This is a genomic window from Nocardiopsis sediminis (assembly GCF_042650565.1).
Classification (GTDB): Bacteria; Actinomycetota; Actinomycetes; order Streptosporangiales; family Streptosporangiaceae; genus Nocardiopsis_B; species Nocardiopsis_B sediminis.
This window is the reverse complement of sequence record NZ_JBHSBH010000010.1, coordinates 235,319-254,150: the sequence shown is the minus strand read 5'-3', so window position 1 is coordinate 254,150 and position 18,832 is coordinate 235,319. Positions and strand designations below refer to the sequence as shown.

At 74.6% G+C, this 18,832-nt stretch carries 11 protein-coding genes; 10 read left to right on the top strand and 1 reads right to left on the bottom strand.

The window, feature by feature from the left end:
• Window positions 1-444 precede the first annotated feature (444 nt).
• From ACFOVU_RS16095 to ACFOVU_RS16050, 10 genes are all read left to right on the top strand, one after another.
• Entirely contained in the window at window positions 445-1,947 is a 1,503-nt protein-coding gene (locus tag ACFOVU_RS16095; protein ID WP_378534433.1) for an FGGY-family carbohydrate kinase, read from the top strand.
• Window positions 1,944-2,585, top strand: a complete 642-nt coding sequence (locus ACFOVU_RS16090; protein ID WP_378534432.1) for a histidine phosphatase family protein — start codon at window positions 1,944-1,946, stop codon at window positions 2,583-2,585. Before ACFOVU_RS16095 ends, ACFOVU_RS16090 begins: the two co-directional genes overlap by 4 nt.
• Window positions 2,586-2,637: 52 nt before the next feature.
• Complete coding sequence (locus ACFOVU_RS16085; protein WP_378534430.1) at window positions 2,638-3,441, top strand: DeoR/GlpR family DNA-binding transcription regulator; 804 nt, start codon at window positions 2,638-2,640, stop codon at window positions 3,439-3,441.
• 91 nt (window positions 3,442-3,532) lie between these two features.
• A complete protein-coding gene (locus ACFOVU_RS16080) occupies window positions 3,533-5,005 on the top strand; it encodes an FGGY family carbohydrate kinase (RefSeq protein WP_378534428.1) in 1,473 nt (490 codons plus the stop codon).
• Window positions 5,002-6,027, top strand: coding sequence for an NAD(P)-dependent oxidoreductase (locus ACFOVU_RS16075; RefSeq protein ID WP_378534426.1), 1,026 nt, complete (start codon window positions 5,002-5,004; stop codon window positions 6,025-6,027). Before ACFOVU_RS16080 ends, ACFOVU_RS16075 begins: the two co-directional genes overlap by 4 nt.
• Before the next feature lie 406 nt (window positions 6,028-6,433).
• Window positions 6,434-7,756, top strand: a complete 1,323-nt coding sequence (locus tag ACFOVU_RS16070) for an RNA-guided endonuclease InsQ/TnpB family protein (RefSeq protein WP_378534424.1) — start codon at window positions 6,434-6,436, stop codon at window positions 7,754-7,756.
• A gap of 57 nt (window positions 7,757-7,813) precedes the next feature.
• Window positions 7,814-10,294, top strand: a complete 2,481-nt coding sequence (locus ACFOVU_RS16065; RefSeq protein ID WP_378534422.1) for a glycoside hydrolase family 2 protein — start codon at window positions 7,814-7,816, stop codon at window positions 10,292-10,294.
• A gap of 269 nt (window positions 10,295-10,563) precedes the next feature.
• Entirely contained in the window at window positions 10,564-12,684 is a 2,121-nt protein-coding gene (locus ACFOVU_RS16060; RefSeq protein ID WP_378534420.1) for a 3-hydroxybutyrate oligomer hydrolase family protein, read from the top strand.
• Between the two features lie 490 nt (window positions 12,685-13,174).
• On the top strand, window positions 13,175-13,906 hold the full coding sequence (locus ACFOVU_RS16055; RefSeq protein WP_378534921.1) for a hypothetical protein: 732 nt from the start codon (window positions 13,175-13,177) through the stop codon (window positions 13,904-13,906).
• A gap of 170 nt (window positions 13,907-14,076) precedes the next feature.
• Window positions 14,077-15,450 carry a DUF1254 domain-containing protein gene (locus tag ACFOVU_RS16050; RefSeq protein WP_378534418.1) on the top strand — a complete coding sequence of 458 codons (1,374 nt, stop codon included), beginning with the start codon at window positions 14,077-14,079 and terminating at the stop codon, window positions 15,448-15,450.
• Window positions 15,451-15,475: 25 nt separating this feature from the next.
• Here ACFOVU_RS16050 and ACFOVU_RS16045 read toward each other — a convergent pair whose 3' ends face one another.
• Complete coding sequence (locus ACFOVU_RS16045) at window positions 15,476-18,679, bottom strand: serine/threonine-protein kinase (protein WP_378534416.1); 3,204 nt, start codon at window positions 18,677-18,679, stop codon at window positions 15,476-15,478.
• Between the last annotated feature and the right edge of the window lie 153 nt (window positions 18,680-18,832).

Here is an 18,832-nt window from a genome sequence, read left to right as displayed (position 1 = left end):
GGCCGGGGCGCGCCCGGGGGCGCTGGCGTCCGACCGGGTGGACCGGTGCTGCGTGCTCATGGGGGTTCCTCGGCGGTGTCGGCGGTCGGGGCGCGCTGCCAGCCACAACGCGCCCGTTGGTGCAGGTCTGTTCGGGCGGTGTGAAGTTAGCACCGACTTGTGTTGCCTACAAGATCCCCAAACCGGGGGAATCCGGGTCCGGAACCCCGCGCGCCACCCGCGCGGAGTGCGGTCGCGGGAGCACCGGCAACGGCTGTTCTCCGTTGTCGCAGGCCACCCGGGACCCTGTGACCGCTCCCCGGGGCACGCCCGGGCCCCGCGCACCCAGTGCGTGCCGCCTTAACGGTCGCCCTTGAGTGTTAACCACTTGATTACTTCACATTCTCTCTGTTAAGAAGTAGGGCGTCGTAGCGTCATCGGTGTCGAGGAGGGGACGGAGCGGGTGTGCTGAAGGACGAGGCCGGCGGGGAACGCGTGTGGGTCGGCGTCGACATCGGGACGCAGAGCGTGCGCGTCCTCGCCGTCACCGAAGACGGGGACGTGGCCGCGAGCGGCACCGCCCCGCTGCGCGGCACCCGCACCCCCCAGGGCCGCCACGAGCAGGACCCCGGCGCGTGGTGGACGGCGCTGGGCGCCGCCTCCCGCAGCGCGGTCGCCGGCCTGCGCCCCGGCCGCATCGCCGCCGTCGCGGTGTGCGGCACCTCCGGGTCCTTCCTGCTCACCGACGATGCCGGCCGGCCGCTCACCCCCGCCTTCATGTACGACGACGCCCGCGCCCGCGACGAGGCCGCCGAAGTGCAGGCCGCCGGCGCCCGGACGTGGGCCCGGCTGGGCTACACCATGCAGCCCTCGTGGGCGCTGCCCAAGCTCGTGTGGGCGCTGCGCGCGGGCCTGCCCGGGGCCGGCGGCGGCGCCGTCCGCCTGGCCCACCAGCCCGACCACCTGGTGTCGCGGCTGGTGGGGCACCGTGTCGCCACCGACTCCAGCCACGCGCTGAAGACCGGCTACTCCCCCGCCGACGGCGGCTGGCCCGGCGCCGTCCTGGACCTGCTCGGCGTCCCCGAGCAGGTCCTGCCCGATGTCGTGGCCCCGGGGACCACGCTGGGCCGCATCGGCACAGCGGGCGCGGAGCACACCGGGCTGCCCGCCGGCGTCCCCGTGGTGGCCGGGATGACCGACGGCTGCGCGGCGCAGATCGCCGCCGGGGCGCTGGAGCCCGGCCAGTGGAACTCCGTCCTGGGCACCACGCTGGTCCTCAAGGGCGTCACCGACGACCTGCTGCACGACCCCTCCGGCGCGGTCTACAGCCACCGCCACCCCGATGGCGGCTGGCTGCCCGGCGGCGCCTCCAGCGTCGGAGCGGGCGCGATCGCCGACCGCTTCCCCGGCCGCGACCCGCGGGAACTGGACGCGCTCGCCGCCGCCCGCACCGGGGTCCCGGCGCCGCTGTACCCGCTGCGCGGCCGGGGCGAGCGGTTCCCGTTCCTGCGCCCCGATGCCGAGGGCTTCGAGGCCGGGACCTTCGCCGATGACGCCGAGCGCCACCTCGCGGTGCTCTACGGCGTGGCCTACGTGGAGCGCCTGAGCCTGGACCACCTGCGCAGCCTGGGCGCACGCGTGGAGGCGGTCTCGCTGACCGGCGGCGGCGCCCGCAGCCGCCTGTGGACCCAGATCCGCGCCGACGTCCTGGGGATGCCGGTGCGCCTGCCGGAGCAGTCGGAGCCGGCGTTCGGGATGGCGGTGCTGGCCGCGGCGCGCGGGTCGGTGCGCCGCTCCGCGCGCGCCATGGTGCGCACGCGCGAGGCCGTCGACCCCCGCCCGGACCGCCTCGCCGCCGCCGACGAGGGCTACCAGCGGATGCTGGCCGAACTCACCGGCCGGGGCTACCTGCCCCCGCACCTCACCCCCGGCGCCGGCCGGGAACACGACCACCGGAGCCGCACGTGAGCACCACCGTCGTCCTGGCCCGCCACGGGCGCACCCCCTGGCACGCCGACAACCGCTACGCCGGCTCCAGCGACGTCCCCATCGACGACGTCGGGCGCGGCCAGGCCGCCGTCCTGGCGCAATGGGCGGCCGGCTTCGCGCCCGACGCCCTGTACTGCTCCCCGCTGCTGCGCGCCCGCCAGACGGCCGCGCCCGTTGCCGAGGCCACGGGCCTGACCGCGCGCACCGACGACCGGATCCGCGAGGTCGCGTTCGGCGTCGCCGAGGGGCGCACCCTGGACGAGCTGGACCCCCAGGTCGTCGCCCGGTTCCGGGCGGACCCGGTCGCCCACGCCTTCCCCGATGGGGAGGACCCCCGTGCGGCCGCCGCGCGCGCCGCCGCGTGGGTGCAGGAGACCGCGCTCGCCCACGACGGCGGCCGGGTGCTGGCCATCGCGCACAACACGCTGCTGCGGCTGCTGGTCTGCCACGTCATGGGCGCCCCGCTGCGCGGCTACCGCCGGGTGCTGCCCAAGCTCGACTCCACCGGCCTGGTCCGGCTGCGGGCCGGCGAGGCCGGGCTCGCCCTGGAGGCCTACAACGTCCCCCCGGCCGCCGCGGTGGCAGCCGGCGCCGCGGAGCGGAAGACTCTCACCTGAGGCCGCGGTGCGCGAACGGGCGGAGCGCGGCGCAGGAAACGAGGGAGGAACGATGACGGCGGAGGAGAGCGGCGCCGAGCCGGGCGAGCGCACCCGGCCGGCCCGCAGGCGCGCGGAGGTCGCCGAGTACATCCTGCACCAGGGGTCGGTCCCGGCCGCGGAGCTGGCCGAGGTGTTCGGGGTGAGCGTGATGACCGTCCACCGCGACCTCGACGAGCTGGAGCGCCAGGGGGTCGTGCGCAAATTCCGGGGCGGGGCCAGCGCGCAGCCCTCCAGCGTGTTCGAGAGCAACGTCGCCTACCGGATGCGCACCGCCCAGGCGGAGAAGCAGGCCCTCGCCGCCTACGCGCGCACCCTCGTGGAACCGGGCATGGCCGTGATGCTGGACGACTCCACCACCACGCTGGCGCTGGCCCGCCTGCTGCCCGATGCGGGCCCGCTGACCGTCGCGACCAACTTCCTGGAGGCCATCAAGCTGGTCAGCGCGGCCGAGGAGATCCGGCTGCTGGCGCTGGGCGGGGAGTACCACCGCTCCCACGACTCCTTCCTCGGCGTGCCCTGCATCGAGGCCATCGAGGCGCTCCAGGTCGACCTGCTCTTCGCGTCGACCTCCGCCGTCTCCCCCACCCACGCCTTCCACCAGGAGCAGGAGATCGTCCTCGTCAAGCGCGCGATGATGCGCTCGGCCCGGCGCTCGGTCCTGCTGCTGGACCACGGCAAGCTCGAACGCACCGCGCTGCACCGGCTCGCCCCCCTCAGCGACTTCGACCTCATCGTGGTCGACGAGCGCACGCCCGAGAGCAGGCTGCGGGCGCTGCGCGACCACGGCGCCGAGGTGGCGGTCGCACCCCTGTGACCTCCGCCGACACCCCCGTCCCACCGCGGGCGCGCCCCGCCCGCCTCCCCACCACCCCACCCCAGGTTCCACCGGCCGGATAGGACACCGCATGTTCGTCGGCATCGACATCGGAACGACCATCACCAAGGCCGTCGCCTTCGACGAGGACGGCACCGAGACCGCGGTCGCCACCTCGCCCACCCGGCTGCGCACCCCCTCCCCCGGCCACTACGAGCACGACGTCGAGGAGATCGTGCAGGGCGTGGGCCGCGTCGCGGCCGAGGTCGCCGGCGGCACCGCCCCGCGGGCCGTCGGGATCACCGCGCAGGGCGACGGGCTGTGGCTGACCGACGAGGCGGGCGACGCGGTGCGCCCCGCGATCTCCTGGATGGACGCCCGCGCCACCCCGGTCGTGCGCCGCTGGATGGCCGACGGCACCGCCGCCGAGGTCTACGCCCGCTGCGGCGGCATGGTGTTCCCCGGGGCGGCGGCGCCGCTGCTGGCCGCGCTCGCCGAAACCGAGCCCGAGACCCTGCGCCGGGCGGCCACCGCCGGCTACTGCAAGGACGTCGTCATGCAGCGGCTGACCGGGGTGCGCGCCACCGACGTCTCCGACGCCTCCATGCCGTTCCTGGACCCGCGCACCCGCGCCTACGACCCGGCCGTCCTGGAGGCGTGCGGCCTGGGCGGATGGGACCGCCTCCTTGCGCCGGTCGCCCCCGCCCACGGCCCGCTGGCCCCACTGTCCGACGGCGGCCTGACCGCGCTGCCCGAGGGCACGCCCGTCTCCTGCGGGCCCTACGACCTGCCCGCGGCGGCGATGGGCGCCGGGGTGGTCGCGCCCGGCGACGCGCTGATCACGATCGGGACCACCCTGGCCTGCCAGGTCGTCACCGCCGACCCCGCCCCCGACGGCGTCCCCGCCGGGCTGCTCCTGGGCACGTGGACACCGGGGCGCTGGCTGCGGGCGATGCCCGCCATGGTCGGCACCGCCGCCCTGGACCGGGTCCTCGCCCTGGTCGGGGCGCGCCCGGCGGACCTGTCGGATCTGCTCGCGCAGAGCCCGCCCGGCGCCCGCGGCGTCACCGCCCTGCCGTTCTGGTCGCCGGCCGGGGAGCGCGCCCCGTTCGTCGAGCCCGCGGCGCGCGGCTCCTTCGACGGCATCGACCTCGCCACCTCACCGGCCGACCTGGTGCGCGCGGTGTGCGAGGCGGTCGCCTACGCCGGCCGGCACTGCCTGGAGGCGGCGGGCTGGACGGGCCGGGTCGTGGTGTGCGGCGGCGGGGCGCGCACCGACGGCTGGGCGGCGATCTTCGCGTCGGTCCTGGGCCGGCCGCTGCACGCCGCACCGGGCGCCGAGGTCGGCGCCCGCGGCGCGGTGCTGGGCGCGATGGCCGCCCTGGGCCACCCCGCCGACCTCGACGGCTGGACCGCGACCGCGCGCGTCCACGACCCCGACCCCGCACTCGCCGCGTTCTACGACGAGGGCTATGCCCACTACCTCACCCGTGTGGCCGCGGCGCGCGAGCGCTGGAGCGCCGAGCACGCCACACCCACCACGAACGGAGACCGGATCCGGTGAAGGTCCTCACCGCGGGCGACCATTTCGTCCTCAACTCGCTGCTGGCCGGCGCCCTGCGCGCCCGGGTCGACGCGCCCCTGGAGCTGTCGGAGGTCACCCTGCCGTGGCCGCTCACCCCGTTCGGGAGGGTGGCCGAGGTCGACGAGGCCTCCGATGCCGAGGACGAGCTGATCGCGGCGCTGCCCGGTGTCGAGGTCGCCATAACCCAGATGGGGCCCTTCACCGAGCGGGTGCTGGATGCGGCCGACGCCCTCAAGCTGATCGTGTGCTGCCGCGGCGGACCGGTGAACATCAACACCGCGGCCGCCGCCGAGCGGGGCATCGCGGTCGTCGCGACCCCCGGGCGCAACGCGGTCGCCGCGGCCGAGCACGCCGTCGCGCTGCTGCTGGCGGCCATGCGGGCGATCCCGCGCACCCACGCCGGGGTGGTGGCGGGCGAGTGGCGCAGCGACCTGTACGCGTTCGAGGAGTGCGGCCGGGAGCTGGGCGGGGCGACGGTCGGGCTGGTCGGCTACGGGGCGATCGGGCGGCGGGTCGCGCGGGTCCTGCACGCCTTCGACGCGCACGTGCTGGTGGCCGACCCCTACGCCGACCCCGCTGCGATGGACCCCTTCGTCGAGCCGGTCCCCCTGGCGGAGCTGCTGCCGCGCGCCGATGCCCTGAGCCTGCACGCCCGCCTCACCCCCGGCACCCGCGGCCTCATCGGGGCGGCGGAGATCGCGGCCCTGCCCCGGGGCGCGGTCCTGGTGAACACCGCGCGCGGCGGCCTGCTGGACTACGGGGCGGTGACCGGGGCCCTGGCCTCCGGCCACCTCGCCGCCGCCGGGTTCGACGTCTTCCCCGAGGAGCCCTTGGCCGCGGACTCCCCGCTGCGGTCCTCCCCCAACGTCGTCCTCACCCCCCACCTGGCGGGAGCCACCCGCCAGACGGCGCAACGCGCCGCGACCCTCGCGGCCGAGGCCGTCGCCGACTTCCTGGCGGGCCGCACCCCCGCGGGCCTGGTGGACACCGCAGCGAGCTGAGGCACCGGGGCGGGCCCGCTCGGGATGCTCCACCACGATGGAGACGCTGCGTGACCGCGCGAGTGGAAACGGTGTTGACGGGACACGGCGGGGTACCGATGATGGCTTGAGCCCTTCAGCATCGTCGGTCCCCCCGGCGGGCCGGGTGGTCCATCGGTATGTCCGCAGGGGACCCCGGCCTTTAGGCCGGGGTGGATGCGGCCCGCCGCACAGTGGCTCCGAGGGCGACGAACCGCCCCCAGGGCGGTTCGTCGCCCCGCCCCTTCTCGTGGGGTTGCGGATCAGAGCATCGAGGTCGGAGGTCACAGGGCGGTCTTCCGCCGCCTTGAGCGGTTCGTTCACTTCGCCGGGGGGCGGATCGCAACCCCCTACACATGATCACTCAAAGTGCAGGTAAAGTGACCGCATGTCGCGGTTCCGGTTGTATCCGACCCGCGCGCAGGAAGCCCTCATGTGGGGGCACTGCGCGCAGGCCCGGCATGCCTGGAACCTGGCTCTGGAGGTCACCTCCGCCTACCGCAAGGGCGGATCCCGGATCGCGCGCCCGCCCCGGTACGTGGGTATGGCGGCGATGCTCACCGAGGTGCGCCGCACCGACACCGCCGGCATGAGCGATGAGGAGGCCGGCTACTTCGCGTGGGTGGCCTCGGGCAACGCCGAGATCCAGCAGCAGGCCCTGAGGGACTTCGACCAGGCCCTGGCCAACTTCCTCAACGGCACCCACGGCTACCCCACCTGGCGCAGGAAGGGCGCCGGGGAGGGGTTCCGGGTCATCGGCACCGGCCGCGTTCCCGCGTTCGGTCCCGACGGTGAACCCGTGCTCAACGCCAAGGGCAAGCAGGTCATGCACCGCCGCGTGGCCGTACAGAAGCTGAACCGGGCCTGGGCCCAGGTCCGTGTCCCCGGGTGCGGGTGGGTGAGGTTCCGCAACAGCCTCCCCGGCCTACCCGACGCGAAATCGTTCCGGGTCACCTGCCGTCACGGCCAGTGGCATGTGTCCTTCCCTGTGGTCCCCGATCCCGTTCTGGGACCGGCGGACGCGTCCGTGGTGGGCGTGGACCGGGGTGTGGCGATCACCGCCGCCCTGTCCACCGGTGAGATGCTGAACTGCCCCGGGCTGTCGGCGAAGGAACAAGCGCAGCGCCGCAAGCACGAACGGCGCGTCTCACGAGCGGCCAAGGGCAGCCCGCAACGCGCCGCCGAGAACGCGAAAGCCAACCGGTACCGGAGGAAGGAAGCCGACCGGCGCAAGGACTGGGTGGAGAAGACCTCCACCCGCCTTGCGCTCGGGTTCGACACCATCCGGTTCGAGGGACTGCGCATCCGGAACATGACCGCCTCCGCGCGCGGGACGGTGGAGGAGCCCGGCCGGCGGGTCGCCCAGAAGGCGGGGCTGAACCGGGCGATCCTGGCCCAGGGGTGGGGACTCCTGCGGCAGCGGACCGGGCACAAGGCACGCGGGCGCGTCGAGGACGTTCCCCCGGCTTATACCAGTCTGCGCTGTAGCGACTGCGGTTGGATCGATAAGGACTCGCGCGAGAGCCAAGCGCGTTTCGTCTGTTCCTTCTGTGGTTTCACCTGCAACGCCGACCTGAACGCTTCCAAGAACATCGCGGCAGGGCAGGGCGCGAGCCCCGGACCCCGGCGGGTCCGTGCCGGAGGGATGACCGGGCCCGAGCCCGCGAGCGTCCGTGAACCTCAGCAACTTCAGCTCGCATTGAGCTGGTAGCTGGAATCCCCTCCCTTTCAGGAAGGGGAGGATGTCAAGACGAAAGGACCCCTCCACGTGTGGTTCGACCTGCACTCCGGCTGGACCGTCCGCCCCTCGGGTGAATCCGCGGTGCCCCCCGGCATCGCCGCCGCGCTGGCCGAGGGCGTGCCGGCGGCGGTGCCCGGCTGCGTGCACACCGACCTGCTGCGCGCCGGGCTGATCCCCGACCCCTACCTCGACCGCAACGAGGACGACGTCGCCTGGATCGGGCACACCGACTGGCACTATGCGACCGCCTTCGACGCCCCTGAGGCGGCGTTCTCCGACGACGCGGTCGCCGAACTCGTCTTCGCCGGCCTGGACACGGTGGCCGAGATCGACCTGAACGGCGAGCCGCTGGCGGCGACCGCCAACATGCACCGCGCCTACCGGTTCGACGTCGGCGCCCGGCTGCGCGAGGGCCGCAACACGCTCGCCATCACGTTCCGCTCGGCGATCCGGCACGCCCAGGACCGCCGCGCCGAGCTGGGCGACCTCCCCTCCAGCGGCAACGACCAGCCCTACACCTTCATCCGCAAGACGGCGTGCAACTTCGGCTGGGACTGGGGGCCCGCGCTGGTCACCGCCGGGCTATGGAAGCGGTGCGGCCTGCACGTGTGGGACACCGCGCACCTGTCGGGGGTGCGCCCGCTGGTCGGCGTCGCCGACGGCGCGGGCACCGTGGAGGTGCGGGCCGGGGTGGCGCGCGCGGGATCGGATGCCGACGGCGCCCCGCTCGTGCTGCACGCCCGGGTCGAAGGCGTGGAGGCCTCGGTGCCGGTGCCCCCCGCCGGCGACGGCAACGGGCACGCCGAGGCGGCGGTCGCGCTGCGCGTCCCCGACCCCCGGCTGTGGTGGCCGCACAGCCTTGGCGCGCAGCCGCTGTCGCGGCTGGACGTGTGGCTGGAGACCGGCGACGGCGCGGTGCTCGACACCTGGAGCCGCGAGATCGGGTTCCGCGACATCGAGCTGCGCCGGGGCGCCGACGCCATCGGGTCGGAGTTCACCCTGGTGGTCAACGGCACCCCGATGTTCGTCCGCGGCGCGAACTGGATCCCCGACGACTGCTTCCCCACGCGCGTGGACGCCGCACGCTATGAGCGGCGGGTGGCCCAGGCGCGCGGGGCCGGCATCGACCTGCTGCGGGTCTGGGGCGGCGGGATCTACGAGAGCGACGACTTCTACGCCGCGTGCGACCGCAAGGGCGTGCTGGTGTGGCAGGACTTCCTGTTCGCCTGCGGCGCCTACCCGGAGGACGCCGGCACCCGCGCCGAGGTCGGGGCCGAGGCGCGCGACAACGTGACCCGGCTGGCGGCCCACCCCAGCCTCGCCGTGTGGTGCGGCAACAACGAGAACTACATGGGCCGCCACCACTGGGGCTGGGAGGAGGCCCTGGCCGGGCGGGCCTGGGGCGCGCACTACTACGAGGAACTGCTGCCCGCCGTCGTCGCCGAACTCGACCCCACCCGGCCCTACGTGCCCGGCACCCCGTTCTCCACCGGGCCGGAGCACGACTCCCTCGACGACGACCACGGCTGCGTCCACCTGTGGGAGCAGTGGAACCGGCGCGACTTCACCACCTACCGCGAGCACGTGCCGCGGTTCGTCTCGGAGTTCGGGTGGCAGGCGCCGCCGGCGTGGGCGACGCTGACCGCGGCGGTGCACGACTCCCCCCTGGCCCCCGGCTCCCCCGGCGTGCGGCACCACCAGAAGGCGCAGGACGGCAACGGGAAACTGCAACGAGGGCTGGCCACGCACTTCGGGGCCGTCACCGGCATCGACGACTGGCACTACCTGACCCAGGTCGTCCAGGCGCGGGCCATCCGCACCGGGATCGAGCACTGGCGCAGCCACCGGCCCCGCTGCATGGGCACCATCGTGTGGCAGCTCAACGACTGCTGGCCGGTGACCTCGTGGTCGGCGGTCGACTCCGCGGAGCGCCGCAAACCCCTGTGGTACGCGCTGCGCGCGGCCTACGCCGACCGGCTGCTGACCATCCAGCCCCGCGGCGGCGGGCTGACGGTGGTCGCGGTCAACGACTCCGCGGAGCCGTGGGCGGCGCGGGTTCGGCTGCGCCGGATGTCGCCGGACGGCGCACAGGCCCTTGAGGCGGTGCTGGAGCTGGAGGCGCCCGCGCGCGCCACCGCGGCGGTGGCGCTCCCCGCCGCCTTCACATCGGCCGACCCCGCCACCGAGTTCCTGGTCGCCGATGCCGGGGGGCGGCGCGCCCTGTGGTTCTTCACCGAGGACCGCCACCTGCGCCACCCTGCCCCGTCCTACGACGCGGCGGTGCGCGACACCGCCGAGGGCCACGAGGTCACCGTCACCGCCCGCACCCTGCTGCGCGACCTGGCCGTGTTCGCCGACCGGCTGCACCCCGAGGCCGAGGCCGACCTCTGCCTGGAGACCCTGCTGCCCGGCGAGACCCGCACCATCCGCATCACCACGCCGGAACCGCTCGACCACGGCGCGCTCACGAGCTTCCCCGTCCTGCGCACGATCGGCGACCACGCGTAGGCGACGGCCGGGACGCGCCGCCGGGGAGCGGGCGGCGGCTCTGTCGGGGCCGCACACCCCGATCAATGCGCAGGGGGCATGAATCTATCTCGGATTGATGTTGGACAGCCGTCCCGGGTCATCGGAAACTCTCACGTAACACGCCAGCGCCCGACCCGCCCTCGGGTACCACCGTTGCCGCACCGCTCCCGTCACCGGTGGTCTCCCCCTCCACACGAACTCCCCCCGAGTTTCCCGACGGAGTCCCGCCTTCGACCGGAGGCCCGAGCATGCCCCCATCCCCCTCCTCCCGCCGCCGCGCAGCCCGGTGCGGCACCGTGCCGCTCGTCCTCGCCGCCTCCCTCGTGGCCGGCGCGCTGGCGGCCGGGGGCGCGCCCCCGGTGTCCGCCGACAGCGGTGTGCCCGCCTACATCACCGACCTGACCGCCCGCACCTATGACGGGCACGACGACGACCTGCTCACCGCCGGTCTGGGCTTCTCCGGCCTGCGCCACCCCACACCGCCGGCGATCGCCGACCCCGAGCGCCCCACCGCGGCCGAGCTCCGGCGGCGGACGATCTGGGCGGCGGCAGGGCTCTCCGGCGACGACGGGGGCGGGCTCGGCCGCCTGTACGGGCCCAACATCGGCCCCGACGGCTCGGCGATACCCGGCGAGGGCAAGGTCACCGGGACCGAGTACACCGCCGTGGCCGGGACCAGCGCGCAGAGCGTGAGCTTCGTCGTGCAGGTCCCCGCCGAGTTCGACCGTGCGCGGCCCTGTGTCATCGCCGCGCCCGCCACCGGGCTGGCCAACGTCTACAACGCCGTCGGGAGCGTCGGCGCCTGGGGGCTGCACCGCGGCTGCGCCGTCGCCTACACCGACAAGGGGATGGGGCCGGGCTTCCACGACCTGCACTCCGACACCGTCATGTCCGCCGACGGCACCACCGGCACCACCGCGCAGATCGGCGATGCCGCGGCCTTCACCTCCGGGCTGAGCGACGCCGAACGCCAGGACTACGATGCCCAGAGCCCCTACCGGGTCGCCTTCAAGCAGGCCCATTCCCGGCAGAACCCGCAGGCCACCTGGGGCCGCGACGTCCTGCGCTCCGTGGAACTCACCCTCGCCCTGCTCAACCGCGACTGGGGCGACGGCGCCCCCGCCGCCGGATACACCCCGGACACCACCACGGTGATCGCGGCCGGTGTGTCCAACGGAGGCGGCGCGGCCATCGCCGCGGGCGAAGACGACCGGGACGGGCTGATCGACGCGGTCGTCGCCTCGGAGCCACAGATGAACCTGGACCCCCTGCGCGGCATCACCGTCGAACAGGGCGGGCGCGAGGTCGCCGACGCCGGCCTTCCCCTGGTGCAGTACGGCTCCCTCGCCGCGCTCCTCCAGCCGTGCGCAGCCCTCGCCGAGCCCTCTGCTCCGGGGTATGCGTCCTTCGACCCCGAGACCGCACAGCGGCGCTGCTCCGCGCTCGTGGGCGACGACCCGCGGCTGATCCCGCGCGACGACGCGGACCGGGCCGGGCCCGAAGGACTGCCCGGCCTCGCGCAGGAGGCGCTGGTCCGGGCCGGCTTCCAGCCGGAGTCGTCCTACCTCCACCCGTCGCACTACGACCCCCAGACCCCCGTCTCCTACGAGATGAGCTTCGCCCGCGCCCGGGCCTCCGACGCGCTGTGCGGCTACAGCTGGGCCCGGACCGACGACTCAGGCCGCCCCGCCCCCTACACCCCGGGCGAACTCGCCATGGCGTTCGCCACCAGCGGCGGCAGGGCGCCCTCCCCGGGCACCCTGATCGACGACGACTCCCTCGGCGGCGCCGCCGAGGACCGGCGCTCCCTCGGACCCGACGGGCGGCCCGACTACAACCTCGACGGCCAGCAGTGCGCCTACCGGCTGGCCTTCCCTGGCGCGGCCGCCGACCCGGCCGAGCAGGCGTGGAACGAGCGCGTCGCCGATGGGCTGGACGAGACCCGGCGCGACGGCGACCTCCAGGGCAAGCCCGCCCTCATCGTGCAGGGCCGCGACGACACTCGCGTTCCGGTCAACCACAGCTCCCGCCCCTACCTGGGGCTGAACGCCCGCGCCGAGCATGGGAGGGGCGGCCTGTCCTACATCGAGGTCGCCCACGCCCACCACTCCGACAGCACGGCGCCGGGGTACGACAACCGCTACGTGCCGCTGGGCTACTACTACCAGCAGGCGCTCGACCTGATGTGGGCACGCCTGGCCGACGACCGGCCCCTGCCGCCCAGCCAGGTGATCCGCACCGTCCCCCGCGGCGGCGCCCCCGGCGAGGCACCCGCACTCACCGAGGCCAACGTGCCGCCCATCCTCCCCTCCCCCGGGGCAGACGACCGTATCGACGTCCGGGGCGCCTCGGTCCGGGTACCCGACTGACGGCTGACCTCCTCCCGGGTCTGAAGGCCCGGTGGACCGGCCGACCATTGCGATCACCCGCCGGCTAATGCGCAGTCGCCGTTTCCAATGCGTTCTTCCAGCGGCCGGAATCGGCCGATGAATCGATCTTCCTACGTGCATAGAATGGCGGATTCGGAGTAGGCGATACGAATCTCCCACCCCTGGGACCCGAGGTGGCAATGTGACGGAGGAGAAGAACAGAGATCCGGATCCCGATCGTCGGCCTTTCCGGAGGCCGGCCGAACGGGCGACGCCGCCGACGCGACGGGCGCGGACGGCCGTCCGCGTATTCCTAGGGCGAATTCGCGGATCCGCCGCCCGGAAGTGGCGGTCGATCTCGTGGACGTCGCTGGCCGTTATCGTTTTCACCGTCATTCTCGGGCCGGTCATCGCGGGCCTCACGCAGATGCGACTGGCGCCTTATGTGATCCCCTCTGCCCCCTCCTCCTCCCCTACCGCCTCTCCCTCGGTGTCGACACAGGGGGAGACACCGGACGGGGAAAGCGGGGGCGCTCCCCTTGACATCGCCTCGGTCGAGCTGCTCCACGCGAACGAGGGCGACACCTGGGTGGGCCGCGAAGCGGTGCACCTCGGCGACGCCGAGCTCGCGGAACTCGACACTCTCCTCTACGAGGACCAGGATGCCTACCGCGAGCGGATGTTCGGATACGGCCTCCAGGACCTGGTGACGAACCGGATCGAGGTCGTCCTCCGAGGCGCCGACCCCGACGGGATGCGCATCATGGGGATGCGGGCCGCCAAGGAGTGCTCGCCGGATCCGGCCACCGGAACCCTCTTCTACTCCCCCTCCGCCGGACTGGACGGCAAGGAGGTCGTCTACTTCGACCTCGACTCCAGCGACCCCTTCGCCCAGAAGATGGTCGACGACGAGCCCACCGGCGAGGACTACTTCGCCGAGGACACCTACCGCCTCGCCCCCGGCGAAGACGTCGTCTTCGAGATGCACGCGAGACGGCTGGACGGGTCCTGTGAGTTCCGCATCGAGGTCGACGTGCTGGCGGGCGACGGCCGGCGCTCCACCGAGGTCATCGACGCCGGCGGCGAACCGTTCTGGGTCAGCGGCTGGGCCTCGGAGTGGGACGACTACGAGGCGAGCTATATCGGCGGCGTGGCCAACCCGGACCCCTCCTCCGGCTGGCGCCCCACAGGGCCTGAGGACGTCTTCCCGGTCGACTACTGACGACGCGGCGCAGGGCGGGCCATCCGCGGTCTCCCCCCGGGTCACAGACGCCCAAAGGTGTCGTCAAGACGGGCTCCGGTCGGCTGACCGCGGGCGCTGCGGCTGCGAATGTGGGGAGGGGGTAGCCCGCATCGCGCAGCCGCAGCGGGCACGACACCGGGAGCCACACGATGCCGAGGAGCGCGCTACAGGACCTGGCGGCCGACGCCTATGTTTACGGTTTTCCGCTGGTCTTCGACCTCACGCAGGTCACGAGGCTGGTCCGCGACGGCGTGGGCACGCTGCCGCCCGCGCGGTTCAACACCTTCGCCCACGCCCGCACCCTCACCGGCCCCGAGGACGCCTTCGTCTCCGTGAACAACGACGTCGTCCACTCCGTCGCCCAGCTCGACCTCTCGGGCGGCCCGCTGAAGCTGCACGTGCCCCCGACCGGGGGCGCCTACTACGTGCTGCAATTCGTCGACGCCTGGACCAACAGCTTCGCCTACGTCGGGCGGCGGGCCTCCGGCACGTGGGAAGCCGACTACCTCCTGGTCCCACCGGGATGGCAGGGGGAACCGCCCGAAGGCACCGAGGTCATCGAGGCGCCGACGGCGATCGCGAGCATCGTGGGCAGGTTCGCCTGCAACGGCGACGAGGACCTGGCGCGCGTGACCGCCCTCCAGCAGCGCCTGACCCTGACCCCGCTGAGGGGCAACAGCAGGCCGAAGGGGATCCCGCCGATCACCCGGGGCGTGGCGCCGGGCCTGGAGTTCTTCGAGCGGCTGCGGACCTGGACGGCCGCGTTCCCGCCGCCCAAGTCCGATCAGGCCTACGAGCGCCGGTTCGTCCCCCTCGGCCTGTGCGACAGCCGATCGCCGTTCGTCTCCCCCGATGCCACGCGCGCCGCCGTGCTGCGCGCGGGCCTGCGCGACGGGCAGCGCCGCGTGGAGGAGGCCACCCGCCCCGCACCGGGTGAGGAACCGGGGGCGTGGCGATCGGGTCTGCACCTGTTCGACTACAACTGCGAGCTCCTGGGGCCGGGCACCATCGACGGCCCGCAGTGGCGCATCGCCGACCGCGACCGCGCCCGCCTGGTGCGCGCGGTGGCCGCGCACACCGATCTGTGGGGCAACCACGGCTACGAGTCGGTCCACGCCCACACGCTCACCGACTCCGAGGGCCTGCCGCTGGACGGGCGCAACCCCTACACGCTGCGGTTCGAGGTCCCGCCGCCGGTCGAGGCGTTCTGGTCGCTCACGGTCTACACCGAGCCGGAGGGGCACCTGGTCGACAACCCCATCCAGCGCTACTCGATCGGCGACCGCACCCCGGGGCTGCGCACCGCGCGTGACGGGTCGCTCACCCTGCACCTGCGGCACGACCGCCCCTCGGGCCTGGAGGCCGACAACTGGCTGCCCACCCCCGAGGGCCCCTTCCGCCCGGTGATCCGCCTCTACCAGCCGCACGCGTCGGTCCTGGACGGCGGCTACCGCCTGCCCGCCCTCACCCCGACGCGGCCCTACCGCCGCGGCAGGCACGTGGGCCGGCCGCGCCCTTTCTGACCGGCCGGCCGCGGTGGCCGGTCCGTCACCCCTGGGGCGGGGTGTCGGAACCGGGCGTGATCTGCGTGGGCGCGTCGGCGCCGGGCTGGGGCGGCACGATCCGGGTGGCGGTGTCGTCGGCCGAGGGCGGGCGCACGACGGTCGGGCCGGCGTCGGCGGGCGGCTGCGCCCGGGTGGGGTCGGTTCCGGTGCCGGCCGATGTGGCGTCGGGCTGGATGCGGGTGCGGTCGACGCCGAGTCGGGTGGCGTCGGGGTCGGCGCGCGTGGGCGGCGCCTGGACCCGGGTCGGATCGGGCTGGATCCGGGTCGGGGGCAGGCCGGGCCCCTGGGGAGCGGCGCCGCCGGTCGGGTGACCGGGCACCGGATGGCCGGGCACCGGGTACCCGGGCGGCGGCGGGGTCCACGCCCCCGGGACGGGCGCCGGCGGGCCCGGGTAGGGCGTGGCCTGCGGCCCCGCCACGTGACCGGGGTACGGGGTGGCGTGAGGGGGCATCCCCGCCACGGGCCCCGGGTAGGGGGTGGCGTGCGGCGGCATCGGGGTCGGGTGGCCATAGCCCGGGTAGGCGGCCGGGGCGACCATGGCCGTGGTCCGGACACGGCGGTAGGCCAGCCGCTCGCACAGCCAGGCGGCGAACGCGTAGGAGCCGGGCACCAGCAGCAGCCCGATCCACGTCGCCGCCACCGGGTGCTCCAGCGCCAGCCACTCCGAGATCCCGCCGAGCCCCGAGATACCGGCCGACGTGAAGGCGGATTCGAGCCCGGGCATCAGCATCAGCTCGCCGATCACCCCGATGTAGATGAGGTGCCCGCCCATCGGCCGCCACAGCAGGTAGGCGACCGCACCGTAGGCCAGCGCCGCGGGCAGGGCGGCCATGCTGAGCATCGAGAAGACCTCGCGCACCTCGTCGGCCGTACCGGTCGCCTCGGCGCCGAATTCGTTCAGTGCCGCCGCCACCAGCGTGAGCGACCACAGGGGCAGCCAGACCGCCAGGCCGATGCCGACGATGGCGGCGGCGGTCCGGGCGAGGGTGCCGCTGCCGGCCAGGAGCGGAGGGGCGATGCGGGGTGCGCGGTCGCGGGGCAGCGCCACCAGCAGCCAGATGAACAGCACGGGCACGGCCAGCCCTGCGATGAGCAGGGGCGCCCATCCGGTCTCGCCCATGCCGGTCACCGCGTCGACCATCGGCCCCACGATGAAGCCGGGGAGCAGGATCGGCAGGCCGGGCAGCAGCGGCGCCATGGTGCCGTAGATGAGCGCGATGGCCGAGCCGGCAAGGACCGCGCCCGCTCTGCGCCGTGCGGGCAGCGCGGCCAGCCCGAAGGCCATCAGCAGGAACACCGGCCAGACGACGGCCTGGTGGGCGAGGAGGGTCCCGTACTCCGATGCGTCGGGGTGGGCGGGGTGGGTGGGCTGCGGGAGCTCGCCGAGGTGCAGGATACCGGCCCATGCCGTCGCGCCCGCGATCCACAGCAGGAACGACAGCACGAACACCCGGAGCGCTCCCGAGCCCAGCCAGTTGCCCGGGGACAGCGCGCGGCGGCGCCACGCCGGTGCCGCGGCGTGGGCGTAGGGCGCGGCCAGCCGGGCCAGGACGAGGTCGCTGCGGCCCTGTTCGGTGCCGGGGTCGGCGCGCAGCGCGCGCAGCGCGACCTGGCGCCACCACGGTACGGCCGCGGCACTCCAGACCCGCAGCACGGCCTGGACCGCGGGGCCGCGGGCGGGCTCGTCGACGACCTCGATGGCGGCGGCCACGGCGCGGTCGCGCTCGGCCGGCGGCGGGCGCAGGCCCAGGCCGGCCGCTGTGGACAGCGCGGCGTCGACGACGGGGCGGGTGCGCAGCCCGATGTTCTCCAGCCGCGCGCAGCGCTGGGCGCAGCCGGGGTGGCCGCAGCGGTGCGCGGCGGCGATGAGCGGGATCTCGTTCAGGATGATCTCGCTGAGGAGCTGGTGGTCGCCCGGCCCGCCCGCGGCGAGGCGGCGCAGCCCTTCGGCGCTGACCTCGCGCCCCCGGTACAGCGGGACCTCGTCGCGCAGGTATCCGGCGGCGAACGCGGTGAGCGCCACCCCGGCCTGTTCGGCGGAGCCGAGTGAGCGCAGGTAGTCGCGGTCGTAGACGGTGTCGCCGATGTCGTCGAGCCAGTCGCGGAGCTTGCCGGCGCCGTCCGAGCGCAGCCACTGCTCGGCGCGGGCGCTGTGCTCGCGGAACAGCACGGCGAGCTCCCGAGGCTCGTGCACGCTCATCCCGGCGAAGGTGATGGGGCGGCGTGCCGAGGTGGCGCGCACCGGTTCGGCGGGCAGGGCGGCGCCGGTGTCGGCGACCGGCACGCTCCATGCGTCGTCGATGACGCGGGTGGCGACTCGCGTCATGTGCTCCTGGGCGGCGGGGGCGGCGGAGTCGACGGCCTCCCCGGTGATGGCGGCGAACGCCGCATCAGCGTCGGGGCGCTCGGCGGGGTCGCGGTGCAGGGCGCGGGCGACGACGGCGTGGAGCGCCTCGGGCAGGTGGTCTTCGGCCGTGTCGGCCTCTTCGTTGACCGTGCGGTAGCGCAGCACCTCGACGGGGCCGGTGCCGAACGGGGGGCGGCCGCTGGCGGCCATCGACACGAGCCCGCCCCAGCAGAACATGTCCGACGCGGGTCCGGCGCGGTGGCCGTCGTAGCGCTCGGGGCTGATCCACCCCGGTGTCCCCACGACGACGTCCATGCGCGTCATGGACACCTCGTCCAGCGCCTGGGCGATGCCGAAGTCCAGCACCTTGGGGCCCTCGGGCGAGAGGATGACGTTCTCGGGCTTGAGGTCGCGGTGGACGATGCCTTCGCGGTGGATCGCCGCGAGCGCTTCGGCCATGCCGGCGGCGAACGCCGTGAGGTCGCCGCCGCGCAGCGGTCCGTGCTCGGCCAGGTAGGAGCCCAGGGTCGGGCCGGGGACGTAGGAGACCGCGAGCCAGGGGCGCTCGTCGTCGGGCCCGGCCGCGAGCAGGGGAGCGATGCAGCGTCCGTGCACCCGTTTGGCGAGGTCGACCTCGCGGGCGAAGCGCGCCCGGTAGCCGGGGTCGGCGGCGTACTCGGCGCGGACGGTCTTGACCGCAGCGGGGTAGCCGGACGCGTCGCGGGCGAAGTAGACGACGCCCATGCCGCCCGCTCCCAGGCGTCCGATGAGGCGGAAGGCGCCGATCTCGACGGGGTCGTCGAGGACGAGGGGAGCCAGCCGGGCTCCATCGGTTGTCATCGTGGTGCTCCACGGCATGTCGTCGAAGGTCCTGGGGACGAGCCGCCCAGCGTACCGGGGGCTTATCGGTTATACCGGATGGCGCACCGCATGCCGCACACCGGAAGACCGGAGCGCCGCAGGTGACGGGGGCGCGCGGCGCCCGCGGGGGCG